The following is a 6,710-nucleotide window of genomic DNA, read 5'->3' as shown; positions in this document are numbered from 1 at the left end:
ATTATTATTAAAAATATAAGTAATTTCTTTCACAAAGATAAGGTAATCAGTAATAACTGAGAAAAACCAGATCAGCCAATATGTATCACTACTCTAAAAGCGCAGCGCCTCTTAACCTCTTTGTGAATTAATTAACTAAATATTTTAAAAGCCTTAAAAACAAAAAAGCGGTGTTAATTTTAACACCGCTTAATGCGTAATATGTTTAGCTTTAGTAAGCTTGGGTTACAACATAGGTTTTATAACATCAAACACAGCTTCTATGTGGTCGTCTCTGTCGTTTAGTGCCGCTATATAACGGTATTTTTCGCCGCCTGCGTTTTCGAATATTTCACGGTTTTCACCTTCTAGCTCTTCAAGTGTTTCTAGGCAGTCGGCGCTAAAAGCAGGACTTATAATAGCTACATCGGTAATACCTTCATCAGGTAAGGCTGCAAGAGTTGCGTCGGTATAAGGCTTTAACCACTCTGCTTTACCAAATCGACTTTGAAAAGTACTAATTACTTTGTCTTTATCAAGGCCTAGTTTTTCAACAACTAAACGCGTGGTTTGTAAACATAGGCAATGGTACGGATCGCCGCGCTCTAAAAACAATTTAGGCATACCGTGATACGAAAAAACAATTTTTTGTGGCATACCATTCGCTTCTAAATCCTCACTAATACTATTAGCAAGCGACTCAATGTAACGGGTGTTCTTATGATAGCCATTTATAAAATGAAGTTCTGGCACCCAGCGCCATTTACGCAGTACGCTCGATACAGCATCAAACGTAGAACCCGTAGTTGGGCTAGAATATTGCGGGTACATTGGTAAAATAATTATACGCGTTAAGCCTTTATCACGAAGCTCTTCAAGGCCTGCCTCTATTGAAGGGTTGCCATAACGCATTGCCATTACTACTTCTGTATTGGTATAACCTTGCTCTTTTAATAAGGTATTTAACTTTACACTTTGCTGGCGAGTGATGTGAGTAAGCGGTGAGCCGTTTTCGGTCCATATACTCTCGTATAATTTAGCCGAACGTTTTGGGCGTACGCGTAAAATAATGCCATGTAAAATTATCATCCATACTAAGCGTGGTATTTCTACAATGCGTGGATCTGATAAAAATTCGCGTAAATATGTACGAAGCGCAGCCGCTGTTGGTGCATCAGGGCTGCCTAAGTTAGTTAGCAGTATTCCCGTTTTTTGGTTAAAACGCCCATCATGGGGGTTGTCAGTAACCGCAGAAAATCGCGACACAGAGTGCTCCTTCAAGCAAATTCAATAATCTATTTTATGCACATTGTAACGAAAAAAACTGCGGTTTAGATCAATCATTTAGCAGTTTTCACCATTATTCTGAACGGAGTTGGTTTTTTCGATTCTAGCTGTTGGAGTTTTTCTATCGATTTACTGCCAAATACATGACCTTTGGGCAGCAACATTATGCCCGTATGGCTGTGTAGAGCATGGCCCAGTACCATTTGCTCTTTGAGTTCATGGGCGTTACAAATTAGCACTGTTCCTGCTGAACTTTTTTGTTCATGTAGTTTTGCATGGCTTGCTTCAAGTGCACGTACAATTTTAGGGTGATAAAACGATCCACTATAAAGTTTTACACTTTCGAGTGCGTCATCGTGGCGCTGCTTTTCATCACTTGCATTGCTTTGCTCAAACGCGTCCCAATAGTCGCGCGCTAAACCTAGCACCATAGCGCCTATTGGTATGTCGTTTCCGGCAAGGCCTTTGGGCATTCCGTTTCCGTTAAAGCGCTCAAACTGATAATAAATAGCATCCGACAAGTCATGTAAATGTATTGCTGGCATTAACATTAATTGTGCAGTACTTGGGTGAGTATAAAAGGTTTTGCGTTGTTGCTCGTTTAAGCGGTTAACTGGTTTTTTATAAAGATCAGGATCCATAGCAAGCAAGCCTATTTGCGCCAAGTAACCAGCCATAGGGGCAAGATCAATGCTTTTTTGCGACAAGTTTAAATAAAGTGCTATTTGTGTACAGGTATTAGCAATATTTTGTGCTTTGTTACCATCTAGGTAAGGGTTTGCGTTAACAAAATTATATAGCAGCTCTACGGTCGATTTATGCTCTTGTTTTTCGCGCTCGTTGGCGTCTTCAAGCTTTTTTAAAACCTGTTTTATTTGTAAGGTGCGTTTTTCTACTCGTTGTTCAAGCGAATTATTAAGCTCTAGCAACTCTTGGTTTTGCGCTTTAACTTGTGCCTCTAATTTTTGATTTTGTTTTTTTAGTGCAAATTTTTCTAGGCTATCTCTAATGCTACGAAGTAATAAATCGTTTTGCCAAGGCTTTTGAATATAACCATTTATTTGGCCTTGGTTAACAGCCGCTAAGGTGGTTTGTATGTCGGCGTAGCCGGTTAATAAAATGCGTTGGGTGTCGGGTGCCAGCGCACGCGCTTTTTCTAAAAACTCGGCACCGTTCATTACCGGCATACGCATATCGCTAATAATTAAACCAAACTCATGATTTTTAAAAAGCGTTAGTGCACTTTGCGGGTTATCGCAAACAATAACCGACAGGCCATTTACTTCAAGTAGCCGTGCTAACGTGCGTAGTACTATTTCATCATCATCAATGCAAAGTACATCAACCTGATTTATTGGTATGCTTGGTGTTACTTGAGTCATTGAGTCGCCTTTAAATTACTTCTGGTTAAATAATAGCTTAAAAAAATACTCTATGGTGTGTTTGTGCCTACCTTTTATATTAAGTGGTATTTACATAATGGAGTTATTAGCAATAAGTGGATAATTACTTATGCATAATATTAGGCCTTGGCTGCACTAAAGTTGCAAATTTGCATACAGACGACTAAACGTTATGTATAAAGTTATCTATATGGATGAAGGGAATGGATGGATCAGATGGTAATTTTGAACGTGCTTTTTTAAACGAACAAAAGCTGCGCTTAGCTGCAGAGCAATTACTCAAAGATAAAAGTAGCGTTTTAGTTGCCATAAATAATGAACTACAAAAAAAAGTAGCCGACTTAGAACACCAACAAATGCTGTTTGTGCAAACAGAAAAAATGGCAACCTTAGGTACACTGAGCGCAGGCGTTGCCCACGAAATAAATACCCCACTTGCCTATGCAATGAGTAACGTAGAGAGCCTACAAAACGCAAGCCCTTTACTTGTAGCGCTGCTGAAACTTAACGAACAATATTTAAATAACGAAATTAAAGAGAGCCGTTTTAAACACGAAATCGACATACTCAATTTACAGTATCCGTACGCGTGGATTTATAACAATTTGCAGGGGCAAATTAACGACAGCGTTGAAGGACTTAAACGTATAAAACAAATAGTGCATGACTTATTAAACTTTGCCCACCCCACCTCTTCTCAAGATAAACAATTAGCCGATGTAACAACGGGTGCTAATAATGCTTTAAGGTTATTGAGTAGCAAACTTAAATTATGCGAAATAAAAACGCGGTTTGAACCCCTACCACTCATTTGGTGCAATTTATCGTCAATTAATCAGATTTTTGTAAATCTTTTAATGAATGCTTGGCAAGCTTGCGAGTTAGATTTAGAAAAAGGCTGCATTATTGAAGTCAATATTTTTGAACTACACACAAATATTTGTATTGAAATAAAAGATAACGGTTGTGGCATGAATGAAGACACAATAGCACATATGTTTGACCCTTTTTACACAACAAAAGAAGTCGGAAAAGGCACCGGTATGGGTATGACACTTGTATACGCTATGGTGAGCGATCACGGTGGAAAAGTAGAAGTTAACAGTACATTAGGCACAGGTACGACCATTCGCTGCCTATTACCTTTAAAAGTGTAAAATAACGAACAAAACCACATTGTAAATAAAGTGTTAAACATTCTGTTTTTTGATGTTTAATCCCTTCTTAGCACGTATTTTAACCGATTTGATGTGGTTTTTTCTTATCTTGAAGTTTATTTGCATACTTAGACCAAATATTTAGTTTTTTTCATTTCTTTTTGTTTGCATATGTTGCTAGGATGTTTGCAACAGGTTGTGAGCATCATAACCACACACATATTATTAAGAATACAAAAAACAGGGTCGTCACTATGTCAACATACCGTTTAAACACACTTGCTGTAGCCGTTGCTTTCGCGTTTAGCGCACCAAGCATTGTTAACGCTGAAGAAGCACCAGTGCAAGCTGCTAAAAACATAGAGCAAATATCTGTATTAGGATCGCGTGTATCTAACCGTACCTCTACAGAGTCTTCTTCTCCTATTGATTTAATTGACGCGGATGATTTAACTAAAGGTGGTTTTACCGAATTAGGCCAAAGCCTTCAAGCGACAGCGCCTTCATTTAACTTTTCGCGTACACAAGTTTCAGACGGTTCTGATTTATTTAGACCTGCAACACTTCGTGGCTTACAACCAGATCAAACCCTTGTATTAGTAAATGGTAAACGTCGTCATAACCAATCAATTTTTGGCCTTAACGGTACAGTAGGCGCAGGCGCTGCGGGTACTGATATGAATGCCATTCCGCTAACAGCACTTAAAGGCGTTGAAGTATTACGCGACGGCGCTGCAGCGCAGTATGGCTCTGATGCTATTGCAGGTGTTATTAACTTATCTCTTAATAACTCAACCGGTATTACAACGGGTTTTGTACAATACGGCGGCACAAGTGAAGGTGACGGCGACACTATTTCAGCAGGTTTAAACCGTGGTTTTGAATTAGGTAACGAAGGCGGCTTTATTAACCTATCGCTTGAGTACCGTGATGCCGACGGCACTAACCGTGCAGAGCGCGATACGGGGGGGGCGCTTAATGTTGAGCCAGGTACGCTAAGTGAAGATGTACGCTGGGGCCAAGGTAACTCAGAAAGTGAATTTACGTCGTTATTTTACAACATGGCATTACCAATGGGCGACGGCGAGCTTTACTCGTTTGGTGGCTACTCTGAGCGCACGGCGCTGGGTAATGGTTTTTACCGTAACTTTAACGAAGCCTCTAAAAACGTAACACAAGTATACAGCGATGGTTTTTTACCGCGCATATATAACGAAGCACAAGATATTTCAGTAGCACTTGGGTTTAAAGGCGATATAAACACAGACTGGACTTACGATGTATCGGCTGTTTATGGTGAAAACCAATACGATTTTACATCACGCAATACATTAAATGCTTCTTACGCGGCTGAGTATTTATTTAATAACCCAGATGCAAGCGATGCCGACATTGCAGCAAACTCAGGGCCTACTGGCGGTTACTCAGGTGGTTTTAGATTCGATCAAACAACGGTTAACCTTGATGTAAACGGTATTGTAGATATTGGCCGTAGTGAGCCTTTATATGTAACAGTAGGCGCCGAATACCGTAAAGAAAACTACGAAATAGTGCCTGGCGATGAAGCATCATACGCGTGTGGGTTAGCAAATATGGATACCTCGTACCCATCAGTAAACGATCCGGATCAATTTGCACAGTGTGGTTTTCAAGCTTATAACGGCCTTCGCCCTGAAGCGGCTAACGATAGCGACCGTAACAGCTACGCAGTTTATGTAGACGTAGAAACTATGATCACCGACGCATGGAACGTAAGTGGTGCGCTACGCTATGAAGATTTCTCAGATGCTGGGGATGATTTAATTGGTAAATTAGCAACACGCTATGAATTTTCAGATGACTTTGCAGTACGTGGTGCACTATCTACTGGTTTTAGAGCGCCATCACTTCAACAAAGTGGTTATACAGCTTTTACAACTAACTTAGGCTCAGACGGCACATTAACGCAGTCGTTCACGGCAAACACAGGGACCGCTTTCCCAAGTGCGCTAGGCGTAGATAGCTTAGAGCTTGAAACATCAACAAACTACAGCGCAGGTTTTGTTTACGATGTAACAAGCGAGCTTTCGTTAACGGTTGATTTTTACCGTGTAGAAATTGAAGACCGTATTACACTTGGCAGCTTACTTTCGGTTGACGATGTATCGTTTAGCTCAGAAGCGGTTGCAGCGCTACAAGCAACGGGTGCAGTGCAAGCTAACTACTTCTCAAACTCGGTTGATTCTACTACGCAAGGTGTTGATATTATTGCATCGTACCGCACTGAAGTTGAAGGCGGTAATTTAGGAGTAACCTTTGCAGGTAACCTAAACGATACTAAAATTGACAGCGTAAATGCAGAAGACGGTATTCCTGAAGCGGTTGCTTTTGATGATTTACAACGTAGCTTTTTTACCGACGGACAACCGAGCGAACGTGCAACGCTTACGTTTGACTACGAACGCGATGCCTACACATCAACCATTCGCTTTAACTACTTTGGCGAAACAGACGTAAAATACTTTGGTAACGACCATATTTCATTACCAGGTGAGCTTTCGCCTACGGGGTCATTTAAACCAACAAGTACGGTTGAGTCTGCTGTGTTAGTTGATTTAAATGTTAGTTACCAAATTAATGACATGTTTGCGCTTTCGGTAGGTGCCGATAACGTATTTGACGAAACACCAGATGAATTAGGTGATGACGAAGTACTTAATTTTATCACCAACGGCGCATTTAAATACCCAGTACGCGCATTGCCATACGGCTTTGACGGCAGAACGTACTACGCAAAAGTAAGCTTTAGTTTTTAATTTATCAAGCAAACTAAAGTAATATTAAGCGCAGTTATTAACTGCGCTTTTTTATGCTTTTTTATTATTAAAAAACTACCAAATGGATG

General features: G+C 40.2%; 4 protein-coding genes. 2 read left to right on the top strand and 2 right to left on the bottom strand.

What is annotated here, in order from left to right; all coding sequences use genetic code 11:
• Positions 1–225: 225 nt before the first annotated feature.
• Positions 226–1,245, bottom strand: a complete 1,020-nt coding sequence (gene hemH, locus H5072_RS08900) for a ferrochelatase (protein ID WP_024604224.1) — start codon at positions 1,243–1,245, stop codon at positions 226–228.
• A 74-nt stretch (positions 1,246–1,319) separates the two neighbouring features.
• Positions 1,320–2,648, bottom strand: coding sequence for an HD domain-containing phosphohydrolase (locus tag H5072_RS08895; protein WP_182693304.1), 1,329 nt, complete (start codon positions 2,646–2,648; stop codon positions 1,320–1,322).
• A 224-nt stretch (positions 2,649–2,872) separates the two neighbouring features.
• Here H5072_RS08895 and H5072_RS08890 point away from each other — a divergent pair, with 224 nt between their 5' ends.
• Together H5072_RS08890 and H5072_RS08885 are read left to right on the top strand one after the other, a co-directional pair.
• Positions 2,873–3,826, top strand: a complete 954-nt coding sequence (locus H5072_RS08890; RefSeq protein WP_182693303.1) for a sensor histidine kinase — start codon at positions 2,873–2,875, stop codon at positions 3,824–3,826.
• 254 nt (positions 3,827–4,080) lie between these two features.
• Entirely contained in the window at positions 4,081–6,621 is a 2,541-nt protein-coding gene (locus H5072_RS08885) for a TonB-dependent siderophore receptor (RefSeq protein ID WP_182693302.1), read from the top strand.
• Positions 6,622–6,710 lie beyond the last annotated feature (89 nt).

Source organism: Pseudoalteromonas sp. SR45-5 (genome assembly GCF_014163565.1).
In the GTDB taxonomy this organism is placed as follows: Bacteria; Pseudomonadota; Gammaproteobacteria; order Enterobacterales; family Alteromonadaceae; genus Pseudoalteromonas; species Pseudoalteromonas distincta.
This window is presented reverse-complemented; position numbering and strand designations above follow the sequence as displayed.

What these genes read in the sequence shown, in the direction of transcription:
- H5072_RS08890 (WP_182693303.1), top strand. Translation starts at nt 2,873, where the DNA reads ATGGATGGATCAGATGGTAATTTTGAACGTGCTTTTTTAAACGAACAA.
- H5072_RS08885 (WP_182693302.1), top strand. Translation starts at nt 4,081, where the DNA reads ATGTCAACATACCGTTTAAACACACTTGCTGTAGCCGTTGCTTTCGCG.
- H5072_RS08895 (WP_182693304.1), bottom strand. Translation starts at nt 2,648, where the DNA reads ATGACTCAAGTAACACCAAGCATACCAATAAATCAGGTTGATGTACTT.